The following is a 22060-nucleotide window of genomic DNA, read 5'->3' as shown; positions in this document are numbered from 1 at the left end:
TTCGGGCAGCGCCAGCACAACTGCCTGCTGGTGCTGGCCAAAAATTACGGTCAGCAGGATACACTGAAATGAGAGAGCATAATGAAGCGTAGACAGCAGTTCATTACCGAAGGCTATTATAAAAATATGCTTTCGATAATTGATGAGATTTTGGCAAAAAGGGCGATTTCACCGCTTTTTGGCGACACGCCCGAGGAAAGCGCATTTCGGACGTCATCTGAAAGAAAACATACGCTCTTCATGAGGCTGATGCTAAAGTATACGGCCGGTGAAGAAATATCCTCGCTGGGAAAGGATCTTGAACGGTTGATTGAAGCGTATGAGGACCTTCAAAAAGATTTCGCTGCCTATGAGGGAGTGCCAAATATCGCGCCGCTAAATATTGAGGATGCAGTATTTCAATATCAGGAGTTCGTTCAGGTTGTGGGTTTTTGTATTCTGTTGCACGAAAATAAGCTATTGGCTCGTTTTGTGGCGCTAATGGATGCTGCGGGGTTTGCAGGCGATGATATGTTGTATGAGGATTTGTTGAAAAAAGTCTTGCCTGCACGTCACGAGTTGAATGAGTATTATCATATAGTGTATGAGTCTCTGATTGAATCCATCTATGCGGACGGTGCTTCCGAACGCTCAAGGTTGTTAGGTGAGTATTGCACTGGATGGTATGCCGCTTTTGCGGAGCTTCCTAATTATTGGCATGATACTCATCTTTGGATGGATGACGAAGATGGTTCGTATTTTGGTTACTGGGTGATTGAAGCTGCCGCTATTGCTTATCTGTATGGCATAGATGATAGTAAGATCGATCACATGGTTTACCCAAAGGATTTGGTTGCGTACGCCCGTTCCTTTCCTGTGAGAAAAAATTGATAAGAGCACTCCCCTGGTTTATCCAGCGCAGCCGGGGGTGTGTTGGCGTTCATGGGGGCTCTTGGCAGCGATCTTCCCAACTGCTGCATGCGTATTGATAAACCCAATCAAGTGTACACACTCATGGAAAAGCCGAATTTTAGGCTGGAGAATGTCAAGTGAATAGGCGTCAACCTTTTATAACGCATGAGTACGTCGGCAATATACTGAGTTTTACGGACTCGGCAGAAGCGTATTGGGATGAACATCCTCTCGAAGGCGACTCCCCAAATCATGGCGCTGCGTTGACTGAGTTTCAGAAGGTGAAGGGTGCCTTTATGGGATTGGTGATAAGGTATACCGCAGGGGTGCCTATAAAATCTTTAGAGGGGTGCCTTGAGCGTTTGGTGGTTTGCCATGAGCGATATCAGGTTTGTTTGGGTGGGTATCATGAAGAGGAGCATATAGCTCCGCTGAATATCGAGGATTGGCTCTGTCAGTATGAAGAGTTTGTACAGGTTGTGAGTCTTTGTATATTGCTGCATAGGGTTGATCTTTTAAAGAGGTTTGTCGCCCTGTTTGACAGGGCTGGCTTTGCTGGGCAGGATGTCTTGTATGAAGATTTATTGAAAAAGATTTTGCCGGGCCGGGCGGAGGTTTCGGGCTTTTATCATGAGGGCTACAGGGATCTGATCGAGGTGGTTTACGCCGAGTCAAGGGAGGCGTCTAGCGGGTGGCTGAAGAAGTATGTAACTGAATGGTACTCCGGGTTCGAGACTTGTGCATGGCACGACAGTCATCTCACCATGACCGAAGGGGATGGCAGTTACTATGGGTATTGGGCATTCGAAGCCGCGGCGATAGCTTACTTATATGGGGTGAATGACGCTCATGTTGAAAATATGGTCTACCCCAGAGACCTGATTGAGTATGCGCGTGCTCTCGATATTTCACAGGCGAGCGTGGCAGGGGAAGTCAATTGAATCGAAACCGGCAGTTTCTGACCCAAGCCTATTACCAGCACATGGTTGTACAACTGGACGCGTCGCGCGCGTATTGGGAGGACAAGGTTCTCGCTGAAGACTACCCCGGCCAAGGGGAGACCTTGCGGGCACAGACTGTGAAGGACGAACTGTTTTTCGCTTTGCTCTTGAAATATACCGCGGGTGAGCCGCTCGAGCGCCTGGTGGAGAGCCTGGTGCGCTATGTGGACGCGCTTGAGGAGTATCAGAAAAGGCTCGCCAACAGCGAGCAGGAACCGTCGATATCGCCGTTGAGCATCGAGCACGAACTTAGCCAATATGAAGAGTTCATTCAGGTTGTCAGCCTGTGCATTCTGCTTTTCAGGAGGGATTTGCTGCTGAGGGTCCTGGCCTTGACCGATAACGCCGGTTATGAAGGCGACGACCTTGTATATGAATCGATTGTTGCAAGGGTGGTCGAGCGTGGGCGCTGTGATGACGGCTGGTATCACCCACACTACTCGATGCTGATTCAGGCAATGGACTGTGTAACGGATGGCGACCAGGTTGCGGCGACTCGTTGTTTGAGCGAGTACTGCGAGGCGTGGTACGAAGGGTTTGAGCACACCAATGTACCTTGGTTCGACACCCACTCATGGATGACGGATCACGATGGCGCCTATTTCGGATACTGGGCGTTCGAGGCAGGTGCTTACGCCTATCTGTTCGGGATAGAAGATAGCGAGGTTTCCAGCATGGTCTACCCGCGGGACCTGGTTGCATATGCGCGTAGCCAGAAACCCACTGGCACCGGGCAATGATCATGGGAGGCCTTGTGAAGCGGCGTCAGCAGTTTGTAACCAGTGGCTACTACGAAAACATGCGTGCCTTTTATGATGGCGCTGACCGCTTCTGGGCGGACGCAACACTCGATGAAGACTACCCGGGGCAAGGCGCTGCGTTGAAGGCAAGCGAGCTCAAGGGGGCTTGTTTCAAGGCGCTTGTGCTGCGTTATACCGCAGGTGAGCCTGTGTCGGAGATGGAGCCGGTGCTGGAGCAGTTGATAGCCCGGTATGAGAGCCTGCAGCGGCTGCTGGCCGTTGCCGAAGGGCTCGAGCATATTTCGCCGTTGAGCATTGATTACCACCTGGGGCACTACGAAGAATTCGTGCAGGTGGTGAGCCTGTGCATCTTGCTGCACAGGGCCGACTTGCTGGCCAGGTTGGTGGCGATGACAGACCGCGCCGGCTTTATCGGTGAGGATGCCCTGTATGAAGAACTACTGGCGAAGGTACTACCGGGGCGCTTCGATGTGGAGCGCTGGTACCATCCGATGTATGCACCATTGATTGACGCGATCGATGCCGAAACGCCCGCGCAAGCCGTCAGCTTCCTCGACCGTTACTGTCAGTGCTGGTATGCCAACTTCGAAGGGGCCAGTACCTACTGGCATGATACGCACCTGAATATTCAGGGCGACGAAGGCAGCTACATGGGTTACTGGGCCTTTGAAGCAGGGGCCGTTGCCTACCTGCACAACCTGGACGACAGCGCAATCGACCACATGGTCTACCCCAAGGATCTGGTCGCGTACGCCAGGGCCAAGCGCCGTGCCGGATGAGGGCACTTCCACCCGGCGCAGGTCCAGTAGCCACTCGGCACCAGGCAAAACCCGCAACTTGATCGATCACAAGGACAAACCCGCAATTGGACGCTGAAATGAACCGCTATTACCGGGCGATGGCAGAGCACATCTCTACCGGCATCGCCCGGGGCAAGTTGCCGTGCCTCAAGCAGGCAATCGATGCCGACGACACCGTGCAGGCCTGCATCGCCCTGCACAATGCCGAGGGCGCACAGGCACAGCAGGAGGCAGGCATCGACCTGGCATTCGCGCTGGTTGGCTGGATACCCGGCCCCGGGGAGGCCAGCAAGCAGATGCTGCGTGCGGTCAACGGCCAACCCGGGCGCTTTGCTCCCCACCTGTTCGATGTGCTGCGCCACACGCTTGGCCGCTGCCGGCTGAAGACCAGCCCCGAGGCGCTGCTTGAAGGGTTGTTCGATGCCCAGGCGCTGGCGGCGGAGCTGGCGCTGATTGACAAGGCGGTGCAGGCTTCGGCGGCCTTTGGGGTGCTGCCGGCCAGCTTGCAGGCCGCGGTGCGTAACGTACTACGTAATGCGGGCGGGCAACTGCCGCAGTTGTTCGCCCTGGCGCAGGAGCGGGTAGGGCAGTGGGTGCGCCAGCAGCGCAACAGCGCCGGCTTGGCATCCGGCTCGCAGCGCCCCGCGCAGACTGAAAAGCCCACCCCGCAGAACATCCATGTGAAACAGGTCGCCAAGCGCCCCGCAGACGGCAGCGCGCCAACCTGGCTCGAGCTGAACTTCCATTACGCCAACCTGGATCCGGTGGCCCATGCGCCGTACCGCATCGTTTTCGCCGATGGCTCGGTCATGGACGGCACGCTGGACGCGCAAGGGTTTGCCCGGCTGGAGAACGTGCCGGAAGGCGAGGCGATGATCTATTACGGCGAAGACCCGCGCCCCTTCGTACGCCCCCCCATCGTTACCCTCGACAGGGTTGCTGAGGGCCTTGGCGCCGAGCTGCAGGAAATTGAACTGGACCCCGACGACTTGCCGGTTGTCGCGCAGTACGTGACAGGGAGAGTGACATGACAGCGCCCCATTCTTTTGGCTGCGATGGTTCGACAGCGTCAGTCGATGGTATGAAAAGGCGCCAGGTATTCATGACAGAGTCTTACTACAGCAGCTTGGGTACTTTCTTCCGGGGCGCAAAAGCGTACTGGCAGGCAGAGCCGCTGGAGGGCAATACACCTGAGGAGGGAGCTTGTCGAACGTCGCAGGAAATCAAGATGTGTGCCTTCATGGGGATGATGCTGGAGTACACGGCGGGGGCGCCGATATCTGCACTGCCGGCCTATCTGGAGCGCTTGGTCGAAGCCTATGAGCAGTATCAGCATGACCTTGCGCGTCAGGAGCGATCAGCAGCCATCTCGCCATTGCATCTTGTGTCGGACGCAAGCGAGTACCAAGAGTTCGTGCAGGTGGTCAGCCTTTGTGTTTTGCTCCAGCGGCCTGACCTTCTGCAACGGTTTGTCTGCTTGACGGACAGGGCGGGTTTCCATGGGCAGGATGTCTTGTATGAGGACCTGTTGAAAAAACTCCTTCCAGGCAGGGTCGAGGTTGAGGCGTTTTATCATGAGCACTACCGCTCGCTGATCGAGAGCGTCTATGCGCAGTCAGCGAAAGACGCCTCGCGGTTGCTCGATGATTATTGTAACGGTTGGTACCTTGCTTTCGCCTCGATCCCGAACTACTGGCACGACACCCACCTGACCATGAGCGAGACAGACGGCGCCTATTTCGGCTACTGGGCGCTGGAGGCTGGCGCAATCGCCTACCTGTATGGCATCGACGACAGCGCCATCACGCACATGGTCTACCCCAGGGACCTGGTCGAACACGCCCGCACCCTGGCCCGCATTTCACCCGTCTAAGGTTCTCCCCGATAGCATCGGGGTAGCTCATTGCTATCATGCAGGGTCGGTCTAGCTGCCCGCGGGCAGCCCCACAGTGGACAGAACGTCGAAAATCGCATCAGGGCCCGGTCGACAGGCCCTGAGCAAACAGCCAAGGAGGGCTGGGTGAACCGCTCAATCCGCACTGCCAGCAGCACCATCAACCGTTGCCACCGCGCCCAGGGCCCGGTGCGATCCCTGTCGGGCCATAGCCTCGGCATTTCATCGAATGATTGAACTCGGCAACCGGCAAGGCCACCACCACGGCCCCGCCGGCGGCCCCATGCGTATTGGCCAGGCCAATCAAACGGACCCTTTCTGGACAGGAAGCCCTCATGTTCAACCCCAGCAATGAAACCCACTTCAGCCTCACCCTGGAAGACTGCGACGTCGACTTCCAGGTGCTGTCGTTCACCGGCCGCGAGGCCGTCAGCCAGCCGTACCGTTTCGAGTTGGAGCTGGTCAGCGAGCGCCCCGATATCGACCTCGAAAGCCTGCTGCACAAGCAGGCGTTCCTGGCCTACGACCCGGACGGCAACGGCATCCACGCCCAGGTGTACCAGGTCGCCCAGGGTGACTCGGGCAAGCGCCTGCACCGCTACCGCGTGGTATTGGTGCCGCACCTGGCCTACCTCGCGCACCGCACCAACCAGCGCATCTTCCAGCAGCTGACCGCGCCGCAGATCATCGGCAAGATTTTCGAAGAGCACGGCCTGCAAAGCGATGCCTACCGCTTCAGCCTCGGCACCCCGTGCCCGGTGCGCGAATACTGCGTGCAGTACGACGAGAGCGACCTGCACTTCGTCCAGCGCCTGTGCGAAGAGGAGGGCATGCACTACCACTTCGAGCACAGCCGCGAAGGCCACCTGCTGGTGTTCGGCGACGACCAGACGTTCTTCCCCAAGCTCGGCCAGCCGGCTGCCTACGTGCAGGACACCGGCATGGTTGCCGACGAGCCGGTGATCAAGCGCTTCAACGTGCGCTTTGAAACCCGTACCAGCCGCGTCAGCCGGCGTGACTACGACTTCGAGAAGCCGCGCCTGCTGATGGAGGCCGCCTACAAGCCCGACCAGCCGACCATCGACGAACCGGACCTGGAAGACTACGACTACCCGGCCGGCTTCACCGACCGCGCCCGTGGCAAGCAACTGAGCCAGCGCGCCCTGGAGCGCCACCGCGCCGACTATCGCCTGGCCGAAGGCCGCGGCGACGTGACCCGGCTGGTGAGTGGGCACTTCATGGAACTGTCCGAGCACCCGCGCGTGGAGTGGAACGACCTGTGGCTGCTGACCGAGGTGCACCACGAAGGCAAGCAGCCACAGGTGCTGGAAGAGTCGGTGACCAGCGACACCACCGACGACAAGGACGACTTCCACCAGGGCTACCGCAACCGCTTCTTCGCAACGCCATGGGACGTGTTCTACCGCCCCCAGCTCAAACACCCGAAACCCCAGGTACTGGGCAGCCAGAGCGCCGTGGTCACCGGCCCCAAGGGCGAGGAGATCTACTGCGACGAATACGGCCGGGTGAAGGTGCAGTTCTTCTGGGACCGTGAGGGCAAGGGTGACGAGACCACCAGCTGCTGGCTGCGGGTGTCGTCCAGCTGGGCCGGCGAGCGTTACGGCGGCGTGGCCATCCCGCGGGTGGGCATGGAGGTGCTGGTGACCTTCCTCGAAGGCGACCCCGACCAGCCGCTGGTCAGCGGCTGCCTGTACCACGCGGTCAACCCAGTGCCTTACGAGCTGCCGATGCACAAGACCCGCAGCACCTTCAAGACCCTGAGCAGCCCCGGCGGCGGCGGCTTCAACGAGCTGCGCATCGAGGACAAGAAAGGCCAGGAGCAAATCTTCGTGCATGCCCAGCGCGACTGGGACCAGAACATCCAGAACGACCAGAAGATCCACGTCGGCAACGAGCGCCACGACCTCGTGGTAGCCAACAGCTACAGCAAGTTCCAGTCCGAAGAACACCGCACCACGGTGGGTGACCGCAAGACCGAGATCAAGGTGGACGACCACCTCACCGTGGGTAACAACCAGCACGTGAAAATCGGCACCTCGCAACTGGTGGACGTGGGCAGCGAGATCCACATCAAGGCCGGTGACAAGGTGGTGGTCGAGGCCGGGCTTGAGCTGACGGTGAATGCCGGCGGCAGCTTCATCAAGCTCGATGCCGGCGGGGTGACGGTGGTGGGGGCGCAGATTCTGCTCAATGCCGGCGGCTCACCGGGCAGTGGCAGCGGCATTGCGATCAAGCCGCCGGTGTTGCCGGGCGCGGCGGATACCGACAAGGCGGGGGCGGTGATGGAGACGGCACTGGTGAATGAGCCGCCGAAGCTGAACAACAAACCGAAGAAGTTTTTTGTGTTCTCGCAGTGAGGCGGCGGCGGCCTGGTGGCCGCCCTGATCACAACGGGTTTTGGGATTCAGCCATGGGCAACAAGATGAACAGAAGCAACAAGGGCGCGGCGGCGGTGATCGGCTTGCTGCTGACCGCTTGTGGCGCGCCGGCATTCGCCGGGCAGCCGGCGTGCCCGTCTGCCGATTTCAAGGTGTTCTGGCAGGCGTTTGCCAGCGACACGGGTGTACAGCGGGCATTTGTGGGTAGCACCTTGCAAAGTGTGACCCTCAAGCCCGCAGGGGAGGGGATGGAGCCCGTGAGCACGACGCTGCGCTCGGGAAGCCTGGGCGACCCCCTGGTCCGCCCGGGGCAGCCTGCACTGGAGCTGGTTGATATGAGCATTCAGGCAGACACAGCGACTGTTGTGGACAAGCGTCAAGGGTTGAGCGACATGAAGGTTTACCAGTTCCGCCGTCATGGCTGCTGGACCCTGGAAGGCGTCGAGGACTGGTCAGTTGACCCGCGAACGCTGAAGGTCCCTGCTGCCACCGCCAGTCGAAACCACGAGCAGCAGGTCTGCTACCTGAAAGGTGGCATTTTTCACGGGCTCGGGGCTGCAGAGCGTTACCCGCTGACCAGTCAGCTGCATGAAGCGGCGCTGCAGAACTACCTGTGCGCGGCGGCATCTGGCGACCCGGATGCGAGTTGGGATGCCGCTGCCCTGAGCCTTTCCCAGATGGCACCTTACCTTGGCTATGAAAAAACCGAAGCGTTGCTGCTGGCGGCTTTCAGAGGCCACCCCGAAGCGGGGCTGCCCCTTGCAGCCTTCTATTGCGATGGTGATGTCGACACAGTGCCCGGGCAGCCGTGCCAGGCGCCAGGCAAGGCAAAAGACACGCTGGTCCAGTCGGCAAAGCGCGGCAGCAGCGAAGCTTTGACCGCGCTGGGGGCGGCATGGGAGACCGGGCGCTTCGAGGCGCCAGATCAACAGCGCGCCCTGGGTTGCTATCGCCAGGCAGCAGCCCAGGGGGACAGCGACGCCAAGCAGGCTTTGAGCCGGCTGGCCGCCAGCCAGCGCGCAGCGTCGAACGTGAATTGCTACTGAAATGCAGGGAGCATTTATAAAGTGCCGGAATTGCTAGGTTTTCGAGAGAAGTACAAAACAGGCTACGCCTATGACTTCGTGGGTAATGGCGGGCAGGATGCGCGGGGCAACACACTGGTGGACTGTTCGCAACTGATGTCCTTGATGCTCAAGGACGAAGGTTATGAGATGGGCCGTCTGACAACTGCCAGCCTGGAGACCTCCGAAAAGTTTGATGAGATTGCCCAGGACAAGGTAATCCCAGGCGATCTGGTGCTGTGGCGGGGAGAAATGTCTTATGGTGTTAATCCTCGCGCGCTGTACCACGTCGGCGTGGTCGAGTCGTACGACCACGCTACCAAAAAAGGCAACTTCTTCGGTTCGCAAAGCTCAACGGGCCCCGCATCGGCAAAGTTTGGTGCCTCGAACTGGAGCTATTACTGGCCGAACCAGACAAAATTTCTCAGGCCCAAGCCACAGTACAAGACGGGTGGGGCGCAGCAGCCTGCAGAGAGCCCGGCGCCCGAAGCCAAGCCTGCGATCGATGCCCCGATGGCATTCGCGTTCCCCATCTTCCAGGAGAACAACCAGCCCTACGCTACGGCCGACGAAATCTACAAGCTCCTGCAGGCGGAAAGTTCCGGCCATTATCTGGTCAGCAATCACAACTTCTGGCACGGGGGCTTGCACTTCAGCAACCTGGGCGCACCGCAATGCATCCGAAGCAGCCCGTTGCGCTGCATGGCCGATGGCGAGGTTGTGGCCTACCGGCTGAACAAGGATTACCTGAAGTCCGAATTCGCTGGCGAGACCTACCAGTCTTCTACCTCCTTCTGCCTGGTCAGGCACAAGTACACCTCGCCCAAGACCGATGACGGCAAGACCAATACGCTGGAGTTCTATTCGCTGTACATGCACCTGTTGCCGTATGACGAATATGCAAAGCCTGATGCAGAGGCCAAACCACGGATTCGCATGGTCGTGGGTACGTTCATCGGGCGTGAAGGCAGTGACAGGAACTCGAGGCGATACGGCGCTATCCCCAAAGGCACGGAGTTCGAGGTGCTCGAGGAGACGCAAGTCGGCACCGACACCTATGCCAAAGGCCAGATAACCAAGGGCAAGGTGGGCACCCGAAAAGTTGGGGATCAGGTTTGGTTCGCCTACAAGCAGGGTGGCAACCCTTACTGGAGTGACTCGGAGAACAAGGCGATCTGGGAGCCTGTTCCCTTGCCGCTGCGCAAGATGCCTGACTACTGGCAGGGCGAAGTCATGGCCACTGTGGTCAACGCCCAGGGCCTTCCCCTGTATGAAGCGCCCGCGGGCGATGCCGTCGGCCCACAGCGGGTGGCGGTGCTCAACTATCGGGGGCGTTTGAAGTTTCATAGCGGCAAGACCCGGCTGTTGGAACGCGACGGCAAGAAAGTTCGCATGGCTGAATGCACCTGGATCTCCGGTGAGCCTCGTCGGGATGGCGTCATACCACCAACGTTCTGGGCCGAAGTCGAGAATCGCTCACCCGCCATGCTGAGTTGGGACTCGCTGACCCCGGTCGACTTCGATGAGGTAGTGGTAACCCAGGCCGCGATCAAGGCTGCAGACCCTGTCGGCTTTTTTGGCTTGAACGAGTTCCCCAGTGGCCCTGATGGCGGTAAGGAGCAGATGTTCCAGGCCCATGTGGAAATCTTCACCGCCGACGCGAACCTTGAGAAATTTCTCAAGAACGAGGCCGGGTTGAAAAAGGGCAAGCAGTACCTCGATGTAGCGGCTGGATCGCTTGGGATGAAGCCCCCTTCGACCGAGCAGGTGATGCTGAATGAAGGCCAGATCGTCGATCTGGACAAGGCTGTCGTCTATAAGGACGCGGCCGGGGCTGAATGGTACGAGTTCCCGGTCAAGCTGACGGCGGGCGAAAAGAAGGTGGTGCAGAAAAAAGACCAGGCCACGCTTGTTTGCCAGCACGACTGGGAGAAGCTCGGGTTCCAGATCATCAAGGAAACCAACCCCGATGCGGATGGGTTTGTCGATCCCGACAACATGCCTGCATTCTTCAAGGAACTGTACGACAAGATCAATACCGACGGCGACGACGAACTGTCTCCTGCCGAACTCAAGCGGGCTCTTAGCGACACTCAGTTTCGAGATCGCTGGGCCAGATTGATTGCCCAGCATCCCACCGAATGGAAGGATAAGTCGGATAAGCCGAAGTGGGAAAAGCTCAAGACCTTGCTCGAGGAATCGCCCGAGCTGTTGGCGCACCAGCAGGGTCAGATTGACAAACTGGTGTTCTGGGATGATCTCGCGGCAGCCAAACCTGCGGGTGACGGTGTGACCTGGCATTTCCACCCTGTGGCATTCATTGCGAATGCCAAGGCGGTGGCTTCGAATACCAACCATTGCAAGGCGTGCGCTGCCGACATCACGCTGACGGTGGACCTGATGAGGAAGTTCGTCAAGAAATCGGTAACTGACGAGCGCCTCCAAAGCCTGGTGCCGATGTTGAACAAGTTCTTCGTGCAGGACGGCGTGACGACATGCTCCCAGGTGGCTTACATTCTCGGCCAGGCATGGGCTGAAACCCTTGGGTTCTCGGCATTCCGTGAAAGCCTGAACTACACGACCGCGAGCTACACCAAAACCTCGTTGTTCAACATGGCGCCGACGGCCATCAAGGCAGGTTTCGCGCGCAAAGGCATGAACCTGACCCAGGAGCAGATGATCGATTACGTCGGTGAGCACCTGCTTGCCAATGACGCCAACTACGGCAAGCACTGCTTCGGTAGCTCCGAGTACCCAGACAATGACTACCGCGGCCGAGGGCTGTTGCATTTGACTTTCTTCGAAGCCTACAAGAAGTGCGCCGATGCCATAGGTTTCAGAATCGATGAAACGCCAAGCTTGCTGGAAACCAACTACGAGGCAATCGTTGCGTCCGGTACCTGGTTCTGGAAAACCAACAAGATTGGTGATCTGGCCGATGCGGTGTCGAACGATGTCGACGCCAAGGTCAAGAAAGTCACCCGGGTCATCAATAGCGGCTTGAAGGCGCTGGATGTTCGTCAGGCACAAACCAAAGTCATGATTGACTTGATCAAAACCGAATTTAAAGGGTGTGCAGGATGAGAACGATCTTTGGGCGCTGGGGCGCCCTGCTGGGCCTGGCCTGTCTGCCCTGGATGGCGCTGGCGTGCGAAGCGCCGGCAGGTGGGCCGTATCCGCCATTGCCGCGGGCAGGTGGAGTGGTGTTCTTCGGTGAGAAACCGGTTGAGGGGGGGCAGGAGGGCGCAGACCCTGAAATGGGTCTGACGGTGAACTATCTGGATTGTGGTACCGGTGTCTCCCGTCATGTGGACGATCTGCCGTACCTGGCTGAAACAGGCAGGATCGAGGATGCGTTTTATGCCAAAGACCCTGTGGGCGAGGAACTGGTGGTGATCCACCGAGTGCCGGTCAACAGTTATCCCGGTCTGATTTACAGCACCGACTACTACTCGGTGCTGGTTTACCGCTTGGCCCAGGACGGCCTGGTGAAAGATGCCCGGAGCACCGGGTTCTTCGATCATGGCGCCGATGTGATCGATGACAAGGATACGGTGTTGTTCAGCTACCCCTACAAGCACCGCAACGGAGTCCTGCAAGCATTGCAATCGAAATTTTACAGTGACTGGCTAGATGCCAGCCTCACGGATTTCGAAGTGGCCGAAAAGCGTGCACGGCTCTACACAGGTGCCTCGATAGCATTGGACAGCGGTATGTATGTGATTGCCGGTGACCGGGTCAAGGTCACGGGTGTAAGCGGTGGCTGGGTATCGATGCAGTATGTGACGGCGAAGAAGAAGGTCATTGACGCATGGATGGTGTGTAAGGACTTGAGGGGGTGTGGCCAGTAACCGGGTTCTGGCCAGCATGTACGGGCTGGACATGCAGTCAAGGTTGCGCAATTAGGGTTTGTACGAAAAGTCGCCGAGCGGCGATCAGGCAAGGCGAAAACAGGCGAGGAACGGTCGGAGTCGCGCTCGACTTTGCTGGTTGCAAATGAGCATTCCGAGCCTGTTTTCAACGCAGCATGATCGTCGCGCAGGCACTTTTCGTACAAAGCCTAGTGGCGCAGCAAGCCATGTCAGCCCGTTACCGCAGTCCCAGTGGGCCAGAAAGAAACGCTCGATTCGCACTGCCAGCACCGCTTCAGTTGTTGCCAGCGTGTCAGCGGCACAAAAGCAATGATTGGTTGATAGGGATGAACGCTTTTAAAGATTGGCGGAGCCTTTGGATGTCAACGTCAGTTAAGGCGATTTGCAGAGTGGGATCAGACATGACGGACTCTTCAAATCGATACAACAAGCCCAAGGGAGCGCTGGGTGTATAATCGTTTTTGTTGTCTGATCTTTTTGATTGGCGCTTCTGGTGCTTGCCTCGGTGATGAAAAGGATTTGGTGTTGGAGGGCGTTGGCGGCAGTGTAAAGTTTTCCGGCTGGAATGAGAGGGTAAGAGGCTGGTCTCATGTTGAGTACAGCGGTGAGCACGATTCCTTTGGCGTATATTCATGGCCTGATAGAAAAAATACTGCAGATGAAGGCCGTGTTTTATTCTCGGGCCCAGCGCTGCTGTCGCCAGATGGGAAAATCCTGGTGATTCAGCGGACCGATTACTCGGTGGTCGCCAATGAGCAAGGCGAAGAGGAGTACACGGAGCTGTCCCATTGCGAGGCCTTGAGGCTTTCTGATGGCTGTGTAACTTACTCGGGTGGCATACAAGAGTGTGGTGGTAGCTGGGTGGGGAAGAGCTGGGAAAATGCTCAGGATGGCGAATCTGATTTTTCTCTTCGTGGCCTGACACCAGCCAAATTAGTAAAGGGGTTGAGCGCGATAGCTTCTCCGAAGCAACGCAATGCTGATGTGTATGATTATGCTTTTATGGGTATGGATTCGTACGCGAGTTGCTACCCGCTCAGCGATGCGAATGTAGTGGATTACAATAATCTTGCATTTTACATGGCGGGCGGTGGGTGGCATGAAACTGCAATGCTGCTCTACAAAAAGCTGCTGTCGTTTGCCCCCGAGCGAGTGCCTTTGAAGTTGAATGTTGCTGATTCCCTGTGGGCGCTGGGGAGGAAGGGCGAGGCGCAGGGGTACTATCGGGGTTATCGTCAGGTCATGGTGCGCGATGGAAAGTCTGCTCAAATCCCCAGGCGAGTGGATGAGCGATTGCAATGATTAAAAGGAATGGGGGTATGAAGTGCAGCGGCTGGATATGAGAATACTCACCTCGTCGGCACCGGAGCCAAAAGAGTGGCTAAATTTTTGAGTGCGATAGCTGCCTTGTTGACGGTTTTTGTATTTGAGGCTGTTGCCTCGGAGTCGGAGATTCAAGGGTTCAGTACCAAGGGCGATGCTCTTCACTTTAAGCGCGACGGTGTCATGCTTACCGTCAACGGCGTGATTGGTGGGGAAGGGCAGAATATAAAAATTCTCAATGAGTTTAACGGTGGGCCTGCTTTAGAGTACGAAAATGTCACCGGTGGATATCAATTTATGGGTGACTTCACACTACTTTACTCTAGCGGTAAAGTGGTGGTCGACTGTCTTTATGTGAATGTTCGAAGTGGTACCAATGGCATGCTGATAAGAAAGGCGGTCTGCGGGCTGAACAAGGTTTTGGATAAAGGGTACTTGGATACACTTTATCGTTTTACTGATGCCTGGCTGGAGCAGGTTGCCAGCATCGATACTCAGATGAACGATGGTGTGGGGCGTGTTGTCGTGCCGGAAGGACAGATTCAGGATGTCATGGTGTCTCGTGAGTACACTAAGCTGGATCAGTTGATCAGTGATTTGCCTGCTATGTTCGCCTCCAGGCGTGAAAAGGTTTATGCGATTGAGGGTGGGCATGGGTACACTGTATACGATGTTGCGGACTTGTCGAGGCCCCGCTATATAGATGTTGCGCAAAAAAATGAAAGTATTAAGTTTGAACGATTGGACTATGAGCGTCTTGCCCATCTGCTGGCTGATCAGTAGTAGCCGATTTAGCGTGCTGCAGATATTCAGCGGCCTGATGATGGCGTCCTTGGTCATGGCAGGTGCGCATGCCGGCGCAACGGAGCGCAGCAGCCTGGAGCTTTCTCAAGAAGGCGTACTGTCTTATTGCCTCGACAGTCACTGCCAAGCGGTAACGGTGCCTGCGCAGTTCAACATGGACCTGGACTCAGGCTACGAGAACGCCATACCAAAAAATATCCTGGGCCGGGACTACGTGGCGCTGACCACTGGCAGCAGCGTCAACGCGTGTGGCAAGTTTTACCTGTTCGATGCACAGGCCCTGAAAGCCACTGCGGCCTGGGAGCAGCCGCTGTGCAACGTAAAGGTGCAGTCCGGGCGCCTTGTAAGCGCCTATCGCGATGCCGGGAAATGGCATGAGAAAGTCTTTGATGTAGAGGGTGATCGGCTCACGCTGCTTTATGAGGACGAGTGCGTCGGTTGCGGCTATGTGAAGAGAACGCGCTGGCAGGGTAATCAGTCTGACACCCTGCTGGTTACCGATGTGCGTGGTTACGATGCACGTCAGCCGTTGAAAGCAAAAGTCGTGGCCGACAAGGCCAGCCTTTACTCGGCTACCTCGGAAGGCGCGAAGACGAAGATGTACCTGGTCAAAGGTGATGAAGTCACATTACTGGACGACGCAGTAACAGACGGGACGTTCTGGTTCTTCAGCGAGTATGTGACTGCCTCGGGCAAGGTCATTCGCAAATGGGTCAAGGACGGCGATGTCAGTTACAAGTAACTGCCTTGCGGCGGTGGTGCTTGGGTTGTGGCAAGTCAGCACGAGTTCCCACGCGAGTGGTTGAGCGTTTGCAATGAGTAACGTTCGCCAATGGGCAAAGGCCCAATGCCTGTCAGTTAGCGTTTCAGCGTTACCCATGGGGCTGCTTTGCAGCCCTTCGCGGGCAAGCCCGCTCCCACAGGAACGCGCAAACCCTCAAGCCGGCGCTTTACCTGTGGGAGCGGGCCCGCGAAGGGCCGTACAGCGCCCCCCGATCTTTTAACGGGCGGCGCAGCGTTGCCGGCCTTGGCGCCAGCGCAAAACCCTTGTGCAACACCTGTTCGAAGCTGAGAGAATCCCCCACCGAAGGCCAACTGCCTTCAACTGGCATGGAGTGCTGATTGATCAAGTTCCACCGCTACGCCGCAGCCTTGCTCGGCGCCTTGCTTTGCCCCCAGGTATTGGCTGAGCAGCCCGCCTGCCCGGCAACCGACTTCGCTACCTTCTGGCAGGCCTATAGCCAAGACCCTGAACTGCAACGGGCGTTTACCCGGGACAGGGTGTCGCGCTTGCAGTTGAAACCTTCCGGCGAGGACTTCGCCCCGGTTGCCGATACCGTCGCCAGTACCGAGCTGGCGTTTCCACTCGTGCAGCCGGCCCAGGCCGCGTCGGGCGCCGTTCGGGTCAACGTCGAAGGGCATACCGCCGAGGTGGTGGACCTGCGTGCAGGCCTGAACAACATGCGCATCTACGGCTTTCGCCAGCAGCAGTGCTGGAGGCTCGAGCGCCTGGAGGACTGGTCGATCGATGAGCGCGACCTGAAGGTCACCGACAAGCCCGGCATGAACCGCGAGCAGCGGGTTTGTGAACTGCGCGGTGACGGCTTCTTGTCCCTGGCCGGCCTCGAAGCCTATCCATTGACCCTGGAGCTGTTCGATGCCGGGCTGCAGAACTACCTGTGCGCCGCACAATCGGGTGATCCGCAGATCAACCTGCAGTCTGCGAGCCTGAGCATGTCGCAGATGGCCACCTACCTGGGCTACGGGCCAACCGAGCAGTTGCTGCTGGTGGCCGCAAAGCAACTGCCAGCGGCGGGCATGTTCTTGGCCAGCTTCTACTGCGCCGGCGGCGACAGTTCGTCGAGGGGGGAGCCTTGCGAGGCACCGATGAAAGCCCGGGCTGCGCTGGCCAAGGCGGCCAGCATGGGCGATGCCGATGCACTGCAGATGCAGGCTGAGGCCCTGGAGCAAGGCCGCTTCGGGGCGCCTGAGCCGGCGCGCGCCATTGCCTGCTACCAGGCCGCAGCCGCGGCCGGTGATGCGGCCAGCAAGCAGGCGCTGGTACGTCTTGGCGCAGCGGCGCAAGCCACTGACGCGGGTGTGTCATGCAACTGATGCAGCGACCGATATCAGCATTCAAAGGGAAGGTGGTTGAAGCCTGGATGCTGTGCAAGGACTTGAAGGGATGCGGCCTGTGAGCTGTGACCAGCGTGCCAGCGGCACAACAATCTTCATGCTCTTCGCTCTGTGCCTTGGCTTTGCACCGTTCGTGCGGGCCGACGCGCCAGCCCCGGTGTTTGCCGACTACCCGGCGGCGCTGCCGGCCAGCGTAAAGCACCACGCCTACGTAGCCGAAGACCCGGGCATGCCGTCCTGGGAGAGCAAGCGTAAAGCCATGGCGATGTTCAAGCCGAATCTGGCTGGCCATTATGTTGCCTACACGTTGGACTGCGGCACCGGGGCGGTGTGTGGCGAGATCATGGATTCGCAAACCGGCAAAGTGGTCACCAGCTTCCCCGATGCCTATTCCACGGGTGAAGCCGTGGGAGCCGAAGAGGATTTTGACTTCAGCACCCGGCCGGACAGCCGCCTGCTGATCATCCAGGGGCGTGGCCAGGGCGATGAGGTCGATCAACAGGGCAAGGTACTTCGAAAAGGGTTTTATGAGCGCTATTACGCGTTTGATGGGCAGTCGTTGAAACTGGTCTTCGTGCAATGATCGGGCACTGGCTACAGATGCTCTGTCTAGGTAGTTTTGCAAGGATATTGAACCTGCGTGCCAGCCGAGTACCTGCAGGTTTTCGCTGCAGCCTTGCCTTGCTGGCATCGTTGGACCCGGTGGCCGTGGCAGCAGACCTTGCCCAGCGCATGGCCCTGGAGGTTGCCGAGGGTATTTCTGCCCAGGTGATGGTTTTACCGGCGGCTGACGGTGCCCGCTCGCTGCGGGTCGAGGTAGAAGGCTCGCACAACCGGCTTGCCACGGTCGACGCCCGCTACGCCTTGCCGGCCATTGCGAATGCCTACAGCCCGGCCAGCCATGACGGTTTTACGGTACATGCCTCCCGCAGCGCAGGCCGTGGGGTGACACTGCTGGATGTTCAAGGCCAGGCCCATATCATCGAGCGCCCGGCGGGTTACCGCGGGGATGCACTGCTGCTGGCAAGCCATCAGGAAGGTAACGGCGCCTACACCTACAACCTGCTTTTCGCCTACAACCACGCGGCTCGCGGGCTGCTGCTCGAGGCGGTCGTCGTCAACCTGAACCTGAGCAGGTGCGAGCGCGCCTTTGCCTCCAGCTATCGCCTGGATGGGCTACTGGCGCAAGGCTCCCCGCTTGCTGACTTCGACGGTGCCCAAGCCTTGCGCACCCTTGACGCCGCCTATGCTCAGCTTCAAGGCAGCGGCAAGCGGCACAAGCTGATGCCGCTTGAACTCGAGCAGGCCGTGGCGCGGGCACTTGCGGCATACAAACGTGCAGACAGGCCGGCGCTCGAGCAGCACATTGCCGGGTTGGGTATTGATGACGAGGGCTGCTCGACGGCCAGCGATGTCACTGAAATGCTGTTCTTCCCGGGCCGGCTTGGTTGGTCGAACGATGTGGGCTTGCTGCTCGAGCAGACGGGCCGTTACGCCCAGGCGGTGGCGTTGCTGTCTGCTGTCGTGCAGGCGGACCCTGATCGTGTGGTTGCCCGGCTCAACCTGGCTGACAGCTACTGGGGCAAGGGCGACCCTGTGCAGGCGGCCAGGCAGTATGCGAGCTACCAGGCATTGATGGCGCGCAAGGGTTGGTCGGCGCGGGCCCCGGCGCGCGTGGCAGAGCGCCTTGCCCTGGGAGCGGTGCAGTGATATTGATGCGCGCCAAGGTGGATGGCACCGGCTGCGCCGGTGTTCGCGGGTAAACCCGCTCCCACAGGGGCTCATGACCTTCAAGCTTGCGCAGTACCTGTAGGAGATTACCCAGCCCTTCGGGCTGCGCTGTCGCGCTGAGAACTGGTCTCGCAGATGCGCCACGGCCCCTGTGGGAAGCGGCCTTGTGTCGCGATGGGCTGCGCAGCAGCCCCGGCAATCGATGAGGCCGGCTCAGGCGGCCCCGCCAGTTGCTCACATGAATCAACGGGCCTCAGCCGATAAGGCTTGAACTGCCCTGAAAGCCAAGGAACGCTGCCAATGCCCACCAACGCCACTCGCCACCGCCTGGTCCTCTGGCTGCAAGCCATCACCCTGGCTCACCTGCTCGGCGGCCTGCTGCTCAGCTGGGCCGGCAGCACCGCGCTGTTCGACGGCTACCTGCTGTCGGTGGAGCAGGCCTTCTGGGGCCAGGCCGCGCCAGCCGCCGGGCACAGCCAGCAGGTGTGGTGGATGGCGCTGTTCGGCGCCACCTTGCAAGGCAACGCGCTGTACATGCTGGCGCTGATCCGCCTGGCCGACCGCTACCGCAGCAGCGCCGCCTGGGGCTGGCTGATGGCCGGGCTGCTGCTGTGGGCGCCGCAGGACATCGCCATTTCGCTGCAGGCAGGCATGTGGTCGCACCTGGCTGTCGACAGCCTGGCACTGCTGGTATTGTTGCCGCCGCTGTTCTGGCTGTACCGCCATGACCGGCGTGCCTCCACCGTTTAAAAGGATTTTGTCTTGGCTGAACAGCCCCTGTTGTACCTGCTCGCCGGCAATGGCAGTGCTGCCGACTGGTGGGACGATGCCTTGGCGCACTTCCAGCATTACCGCGTGCAGCCGCTGGAGCTGCCGGGCTTCGGTGACAATCCGCAGCCGCCCTGCGACGACCTGGCAGGCTACGCCGAGGCGTTGCTGGCGCTGACCGAGTGCGGGCACGCGATCATGGCGGTGGGGGTTGGCGGGCTGATTGTGCTGCACGCCTTGCAGCGCCGCCCGGGGCACTTCAGCCGCAGCGTACTGCTGGCGCCAGTTGGCGCCTTTTTGTGGCAGCGCCGGTTGCCGGCGCTGATGGCGCCCTGGCCGATGCGCAAGGGTATCCATTGGCTGCTGAGCCACCGCCCGGGCTGGTTCGCCCACAAGTTTTCTGCGCAACGCTGGACGCCCGCGCAGTACCGGCGCATGGGCGCCGGCTACGCCCGCTGCCGGGCGTTCGTGCCGTCGTGGCAACAGCTGCGCGCCGACACCGCGCTGCCACTGCTGGAGTGGGTGAGCGACCCGGTGGAGCTGGTGTGGGGCGACCAGGACCAGATGCTCGGCATCACCCAGGCCGCCGCCTGGTCGGCGATTCTCGCCCGTGCCGACCTGCGCATCAGCCTGCGCCCGGGCTGGGGGCACTACCCGTGGATCGACGCACCGGCCGACTTTGCTGCCTGGCTGGAATCGGGCGAGCCGGGCTTTGTCGCCCACACCAAGGGCGGGCGCCTGCGCCTGGCGCAGTTGGCCGGGCAAGCGGTGCCGCAGGCACTGACGCTGGAGGCTGCCAGTGACCCGCGCCTGGCGCAGTTGCTGCTGGCAGCCCCTGACGCGCTGTGGGCGGTGCGTTCGTCCAGCTACGGCGAAGACCAGGCCGATGCGGCCAATGCCGGCCTGAGCACCACCTACCTGCGGGTGCCGGCCGGGCAGGTGGCTGGGCGTGTCGCCGAGCTGCGCGCAGCGGGCGTGGAGGAAGTGGTGGTGCAGCGCTTCATCACCCCGCAGGTGTCGGGTATCGCCTTCGTGCGCCACCTGGCGGTGGAGCTTGAGTGGGTCGAAGGCCACCTGGAGGCCCTGGCCGATGGCACGGCCACGCCGCAACGGGCGACCCTTTCGCGTTTGGGCGAGGCCTGGCAGAGCGGCCATTTCGAGCCGCTGCATGGCCTGAGGGCAACCCTGCTGTGGAGCTTTCTGCAGGGCGTGCTCAAGGTGTTCCACTACGTGCCCGGCGATATCGAATGGGCCTGGGACGGCCAGCAGCTGTGGCTGCTGCAGTACCGGCCAATCAGCGAGCACGGCTGGCGCCGCCACCTGACTGCGGCGAACATCGCGGAGATTCTGCCGCCGCAGCCCAGCCGCTTCGTCGAGTATGCCCAGCGCCGCGCCGCGGCCAGCATCCCGGCGGTGATGGCGCGTTGGGACAGCCGCGTGCTGCAGGACAACGAACCCTTCACCGCGGTGTTTGGCGGCGCCTCGTACATCAACAACGACCTGTTCCTGGCGCGCCTGGCCGACTGGGGCGTGGCCTCGGCCAGCTATGCCGGCGAAGTCGGCGGGGCCACCCCGCACCTGCCGTGGCGGCCATTGCGCCTGCTGCGTTCGCTGCCGCTGCTACTGCGCATGCAGTACCAGGCACGGGCGCATTTGCAGGCCCTGGCGCCCGGTCTGCAACGCTTCGATGCAGAGCTGGCGCAGCTGCGCGCCGAGGGTGCCGATGGCCAGCAGCTGGCGGACTGGTTCAGCCGCTTCTATGTGTTCGTGGTGCAGGGCAACCTGTGCATCGCCAGTGCCCTGGCCAGCAGCGGCGGCAGCCTGCTGGGCCGCCCGCCGACCGCCTACGAGCAGGTGCAGCACCAGCCGCACCGCCTGCCCTGGGAAACCGACCCCGGCACACCCCGCCCGCAGGCGGGCGAGTTGCCGTTGCAGCCGATGCCGGCCTGGCCGGGCAGGGCACGGCTGGCCCACAGGCTCGGCCTGCCGGGCATGCGCGGCTACTACCTGCAGGTGCGCGAGTGGTACCGCGACAACCTCATGCGCATCTTCCTGCGCCTGCACCACGCCATGCCGCTGGCCGAGCACGAGCACTGGTTCGCCCCGCACCCGCAGGTGCGCAACCGCGACGGCAGCTTCTGGCAGGACGGGGGCGAGGGCGCCGAGCAGGCCAGCGGCTTCATGATCTACCCCGGCCAGGTGCAGGGCATTCTTGGCCAGGACATTCTGTTGGAAGACGCCCTCGACCCCGGCCGCCACGCCCAGTACCAGGCCGCCCGCGCAGTGATCGCGCGCATGGGCGGGCGGCTGTCCCACGGCTCGACGCTGCTGCGCGAGCTGCGCAAACCGTCGGCGGTATTGCCGCAGGTGAGCAACGAATGGCTGGGCCGCGAGGTGCTGTACCGCGATGGCGAGCTGCGGCTGGTGGAGCCGTAAAGCCTGAGTTTCACGCAGCCCCTGCAGGAGCCGGCTTGCCGGCGATAGGGCCGGCGCAGGCGAATGCTGGCACCGGCTGTGCCGGTGATCGCCGGCAAGCCGGCTCCTACAGGTACGGCACTGGCCTGAAGCTCATGCAACTCCTATGGGAGCAACTGTCTTGCCCAATTTTTAAAAGTT

General features: G+C 60.0%; 18 protein-coding genes. All 18 read left to right on the top strand.

Annotated elements, in window-relative coordinates; translation table 11 throughout:
• Positions 1 to 81: 81 nt before the first annotated feature.
• The 18 genes from ACI2KK_RS16645 to ACI2KK_RS16560 all read left to right on the top strand — a co-directional run bounded on the left by ACI2KK_RS16645 (position 82) and on the right by ACI2KK_RS16560 (position 21880).
• Positions 82 to 870, top strand: coding sequence for a PoNe immunity protein domain-containing protein (locus ACI2KK_RS16645; RefSeq protein ID WP_404669702.1), 789 nt, complete (start codon positions 82 to 84; stop codon positions 868 to 870).
• Positions 871 to 1028: 158 nt separating this feature from the next.
• On the top strand, positions 1029 to 1832 hold the full coding sequence (locus ACI2KK_RS16640; protein WP_404669701.1) for a PoNe immunity protein domain-containing protein: 804 nt from the start codon (positions 1029 to 1031) through the stop codon (positions 1830 to 1832).
• Complete coding sequence (locus ACI2KK_RS16635; protein WP_404669700.1) at positions 1829 to 2632, top strand: PoNe immunity protein domain-containing protein; 804 nt, start codon at positions 1829 to 1831, stop codon at positions 2630 to 2632. Before ACI2KK_RS16640 ends, ACI2KK_RS16635 begins: the two co-directional genes overlap by 4 nt.
• The gene (locus tag ACI2KK_RS16630; protein ID WP_404669699.1) at positions 2629 to 3432 is read left to right on the top strand and encodes a PoNe immunity protein domain-containing protein; all 804 of its coding nucleotides are present in this window, start codon (positions 2629 to 2631) and stop codon (positions 3430 to 3432) included. Before ACI2KK_RS16635 ends, ACI2KK_RS16630 begins: the two co-directional genes overlap by 4 nt.
• Positions 3433 to 3530: 98 nt before the next feature.
• Entirely contained in the window at positions 3531 to 4484 is a 954-nt protein-coding gene (locus ACI2KK_RS16625) for a hypothetical protein (RefSeq protein WP_404669698.1), read from the top strand.
• Positions 4481 to 5326 carry a PoNe immunity protein domain-containing protein gene (locus ACI2KK_RS16620; RefSeq protein WP_404669697.1) on the top strand — a complete coding sequence of 282 codons (846 nt, stop codon included), beginning with the start codon at positions 4481 to 4483 and terminating at the stop codon, positions 5324 to 5326. Before ACI2KK_RS16625 ends, ACI2KK_RS16620 begins: the two co-directional genes overlap by 4 nt.
• A 356-nt stretch (positions 5327 to 5682) precedes the next feature.
• Positions 5683 to 7725 (top strand): type VI secretion system tip protein TssI/VgrG, encoded by a 2043-nt coding sequence (tssI, locus tag ACI2KK_RS16615; RefSeq protein ID WP_404669696.1) that lies wholly within the window; start codon positions 5683 to 5685, stop codon positions 7723 to 7725.
• 53 nt (positions 7726 to 7778) lie between these two features.
• The gene (locus ACI2KK_RS16610) at positions 7779 to 8792 is read left to right on the top strand and encodes a sel1 repeat family protein (protein ID WP_404669695.1); all 1014 of its coding nucleotides are present in this window, start codon (positions 7779 to 7781) and stop codon (positions 8790 to 8792) included.
• A gap of 21 nt (positions 8793 to 8813) precedes the next feature.
• Positions 8814 to 11894, top strand: a complete 3081-nt coding sequence (locus ACI2KK_RS16605) for a hypothetical protein (protein ID WP_404669694.1) — start codon at positions 8814 to 8816, stop codon at positions 11892 to 11894.
• Positions 11891 to 12661 carry a hypothetical protein gene (locus ACI2KK_RS16600; RefSeq protein WP_404669693.1) on the top strand — a complete coding sequence of 257 codons (771 nt, stop codon included), beginning with the start codon at positions 11891 to 11893 and terminating at the stop codon, positions 12659 to 12661. Before ACI2KK_RS16605 ends, ACI2KK_RS16600 begins: the two co-directional genes overlap by 4 nt.
• Positions 12662 to 13129: 468 nt before the next feature.
• A complete protein-coding gene (locus tag ACI2KK_RS16595) occupies positions 13130 to 13984 on the top strand; it encodes a tetratricopeptide repeat protein (RefSeq protein ID WP_404669692.1) in 855 nt (284 codons plus the stop codon).
• Positions 13985 to 14059: 75 nt separating this feature from the next.
• Positions 14060 to 14788 carry a hypothetical protein gene (locus tag ACI2KK_RS16590; RefSeq protein WP_404669691.1) on the top strand — a complete coding sequence of 243 codons (729 nt, stop codon included), beginning with the start codon at positions 14060 to 14062 and terminating at the stop codon, positions 14786 to 14788.
• Positions 14754 to 15551: a hypothetical protein gene (locus ACI2KK_RS16585; protein WP_404669690.1), complete on the top strand. Its 798-nt coding sequence runs from the start codon at positions 14754 to 14756 to the stop codon at positions 15549 to 15551. The genes ACI2KK_RS16590 and ACI2KK_RS16585 overlap by 35 nt, the downstream gene beginning before the upstream one ends.
• 380 nt (positions 15552 to 15931) lie before the next feature.
• The gene (locus tag ACI2KK_RS16580) at positions 15932 to 16924 is read left to right on the top strand and encodes a sel1 repeat family protein (protein WP_404669689.1); all 993 of its coding nucleotides are present in this window, start codon (positions 15932 to 15934) and stop codon (positions 16922 to 16924) included.
• A gap of 79 nt (positions 16925 to 17003) precedes the next feature.
• Positions 17004 to 17528 carry a hypothetical protein gene (locus tag ACI2KK_RS16575; protein WP_404669688.1) on the top strand — a complete coding sequence of 175 codons (525 nt, stop codon included), beginning with the start codon at positions 17004 to 17006 and terminating at the stop codon, positions 17526 to 17528.
• Between the two features lie 98 nt (positions 17529 to 17626).
• Positions 17627 to 18655, top strand: a complete 1029-nt coding sequence (locus ACI2KK_RS16570; protein ID WP_404669687.1) for a tetratricopeptide repeat protein — start codon at positions 17627 to 17629, stop codon at positions 18653 to 18655.
• A 315-nt stretch (positions 18656 to 18970) separates the two neighbouring features.
• Positions 18971 to 19426 carry a cell division protein gene (locus ACI2KK_RS16565; protein ID WP_404669772.1) on the top strand — a complete coding sequence of 152 codons (456 nt, stop codon included), beginning with the start codon at positions 18971 to 18973 and terminating at the stop codon, positions 19424 to 19426.
• A 12-nt stretch (positions 19427 to 19438) separates the two neighbouring features.
• On the top strand, positions 19439 to 21880 hold the full coding sequence (locus tag ACI2KK_RS16560; RefSeq protein ID WP_404669686.1) for an alpha/beta hydrolase: 2442 nt from the start codon (positions 19439 to 19441) through the stop codon (positions 21878 to 21880).
• Positions 21881 to 22060: the final 180 nt, after the last annotated feature.

This window comes from Pseudomonas sp. NPDC089406, assembly GCF_044900265.1.
In the GTDB taxonomy this organism is placed as follows: Bacteria; Pseudomonadota; Gammaproteobacteria; order Pseudomonadales; family Pseudomonadaceae; genus Aquipseudomonas; species Aquipseudomonas fakonensis.
This window is presented reverse-complemented; position numbering and strand designations above follow the sequence as displayed.